The sequence below is a fragment of the Microcoleus sp. genome (assembly GCF_049646505.1).
Lineage (GTDB): Bacteria > Cyanobacteriota > Cyanobacteriia > Cyanobacteriales > Microcoleaceae > Microcoleus.
Genome location: NZ_JBARVX010000229.1, coordinates 1 through 2,347 on the forward strand (window position 1 = coordinate 1; position 2,347 = coordinate 2,347).

Sequence of the window (2,347 nt, forward strand, 5' to 3'; positions counted from 1 at the left end):
GATAAAGTTTGCATACTCTTGAGGATTTTTACCTTCAGAGTTATCGCTATCTCCCTCATCATTCATCCCCAAGAATTGCCGTAGCTGACTGGCCAAATTCCGTAAAAAATTAGCGTGATTTTCCTGTCCTTCCTCTGCCAAGTTTTCTGCTACTACCTCGCAAACTTGCAGAAACCCCGAATCTCCCAATGCTAAGTTAGCCAGTAAAATCTGCGGTTCCTCACCGTTGGGGCAAGTCAGCAGCGTGTTAATCAATTGTAGATAAGCTTGGGCGCGGGTTTCGTCCATTGTGGGGAGTTGTCAGTAACACCGATGTTTATTTTACCATGATTGGTGGTTTGGCGGTTGACGCTCCCCCGTATCAATTTCTACCCAATCCCGTGCAAGAAGTCGAAATTACCATTTCCCACAGACTTTTTGAGCGTATTGATAATTTTCGTTGTATTATCGTGAGGCCCTTCAATATAACAAGGTTTTCCATTGCGACCAAATTTCAAGCAAATTTCGCTGGTTGATTCTCCTAAATGAGCCTTCGACTGCTCGAAATCGCGATGCGGTTCAAAGCCTAATGTTTTGGCATAAGCGATCGCGCCCCAAACCAGGGCTTGTGCTTGCTCTAAACTAATCTCCTCGTATTCTTGAATAAACTGCGAGTAACAAAGCTGAACGAAATTTTTATATTGGCTATCGTTGCAGTTACGTGGCGGGATGGCATCCTTGACTCCCAAACACCAGTAGTCGATCAAATAAGAGGCTGCAACAAAACGATTGTATCCCTTGGAACGGGTAACCACCACTAAACCCAAACCGCCCGCTTCAGAGGTTTCATTACGCAACAAGGCATTCGCAAAATTTACATCCACGAGACATTGAGCAACGGGCAATAACTCTCCTTTTTCGGCGCTAGCGAGGGCTGTTTGTTCTGCATGAGATTGAAGAAAGGTACTGACTTCGGATGCTTTCAATCCTAACTTTCGGGCAATTTGTTTGGGCGTTAATTGGCGATCGCGCAGGTTGAGAATCTCTTGTTCTTGTTCGGGTTGCATGGTTTTTCTACTGCTGTCAGGGCTGGGTTCAATCTGAGTCGATCATTGTACCGCGTTTTTGCGACCAACTTCGTAACATTGCAAAGATTGAGGAAAAAACCCGGTTTCTTTGATGGTGCGAGTGGCGAGAAACCTCGGTTATTCCGATAGTCCGCCAGGGGTTGAAACCCCTGTCTCATAGCAAAAGTCCTCTTAAAGAGGACTAAAGAATTTTTCATTTTTATCTCGGATTTTCAGTCGGTTTCAACCGACTTTCGCTATTAGCCAGGGGTGTCAACCCCTGGCGGATGTGTGCCACACCACTTTATTTTATACTTGTTGCAAAATGCGACTATTAAAACGTTCATATTCATACTCTAGCAGCCACATTTTAGCAGATTCGTAATTGTCACTAGAAAAAATAACTTTATAGTTTTGTGCCGAATCGTGAATGCAAAACTTCCCTGAAACTTCCTTAACAAACATCAGGATATAAGGATGAGATATCAGAGTATCAGCCCAGATTTCCGCAAACTCCCACTCAGTCTCTTGCATGGTAAATCCCCCTCATATTCACCAAATTGTCTGAATAGTTGTTAACGCTTGAATTTTAGTATCGCGGGTGACTAACGGAAGACTCAAAGATAAAGCAGTGGCTGCAATAATCCTGTCTGGCATATCAGGAACCGTTGCCCTGTCAATTTGTTGAATAGTTGCCGAAATATTGCGATCCAAAGGTGCTAGCACAATCCCCACATTTGGATCGTCCGCAGCATTTAAAACTCTTGTCAGCACCTCGCCTGCCAAACGCCCTCGCTCAATCAAGTAAGAAATTTCTACAATTGTAATTGCCGAAAAGTAAATAAAATCTCCCTCATTAACCGCTTGTTCTAATGCTGTTAATGCTGCTGGCGACAATCTTGGCAGTTCAAAAATGTACCAAATTAGCGTATGGGTATCTGCTACGACTGAGGGCATCAAACAATCTCCCTGGGAAAATTTCCCCACATTTCTTGTCGGGCTTGGGCGATGTCTTCTTCCGTAATATCTACTTTTAAGTCAGCACACAACCCTTTGACGCTTTTTAGAGGTCGTTTGAGAATGTTTTTTTGCTGAAGAAATTCAGCAAAATCTAAAACTTCTTGCTGCTGATTCGGGGGCATTCCGCGCAACTTATCTAAAACTGCTTGCTCTAAATTCATTGTTTCTTCTCCTCCGTTTTTGCTTTAATTGACATAGCTTTGACTCTGCTCTGTTCTATCTTAATTATATACCAATACGCTTGGGTTAAGCTCGATCCCCCCTTAGCTTGCCCCCTACTC

The 2,347-nt window shown here is 43.5% G+C and carries 4 protein-coding genes and 1 pseudogene; all 5 read right to left on the reverse strand.

Features of this window, described 5'->3' with window-relative positions; genetic code table 11:
• Positions 1 to 288 (reverse strand): annotated as a pseudogene (locus WBA89_RS12385) (hypothetical protein); the annotation flags it as partial.
• Positions 289 to 368: 80 nt separating this feature from the next.
• Positions 369 to 1,046 (reverse strand): DNA-binding response regulator, encoded by a 678-nt coding sequence (locus tag WBA89_RS12390; RefSeq protein ID WP_424406760.1) that lies wholly within the window; start codon positions 1,044 to 1,046, stop codon positions 369 to 371.
• A gap of 309 nt (positions 1,047 to 1,355) precedes the next feature.
• A complete protein-coding gene (locus WBA89_RS12395) occupies positions 1,356 to 1,580 on the reverse strand; it encodes a hypothetical protein (RefSeq protein ID WP_424406762.1) in 225 nt (74 codons plus the stop codon).
• Positions 1,581 to 1,598: 18 nt separating this feature from the next.
• Entirely contained in the window at positions 1,599 to 2,003 is a 405-nt protein-coding gene (locus WBA89_RS12400; protein WP_424406764.1) for a type II toxin-antitoxin system VapC family toxin, read from the reverse strand.
• Positions 2,003 to 2,227: a DUF2281 domain-containing protein gene (locus WBA89_RS12405; RefSeq protein WP_373536482.1), complete on the reverse strand. Its 225-nt coding sequence runs from the start codon at positions 2,225 to 2,227 to the stop codon at positions 2,003 to 2,005. The genes WBA89_RS12400 and WBA89_RS12405 overlap by 1 nt, the downstream gene beginning before the upstream one ends.
• Between the last annotated feature and the right edge of the window lie 120 nt (positions 2,228 to 2,347).

Coding starts and splice junctions, on each gene's coding strand:
- WBA89_RS12390 (WP_424406760.1), bottom strand. CDS start 1,046: ATGCAACCCGAACAAGAACAAGAGATTCTCAACCTGCGCGATCGCCAA.
- WBA89_RS12395 (WP_424406762.1), bottom strand. CDS start 1,580: ATGCAAGAGACTGAGTGGGAGTTTGCGGAAATCTGGGCTGATACTCTG.
- WBA89_RS12400 (WP_424406764.1), bottom strand. CDS start 2,003: ATGCCCTCAGTCGTAGCAGATACCCATACGCTAATTTGGTACATTTTT.
- WBA89_RS12405 (WP_373536482.1), bottom strand. CDS start 2,227: ATGAATTTAGAGCAAGCAGTTTTAGATAAGTTGCGCGGAATGCCCCCG.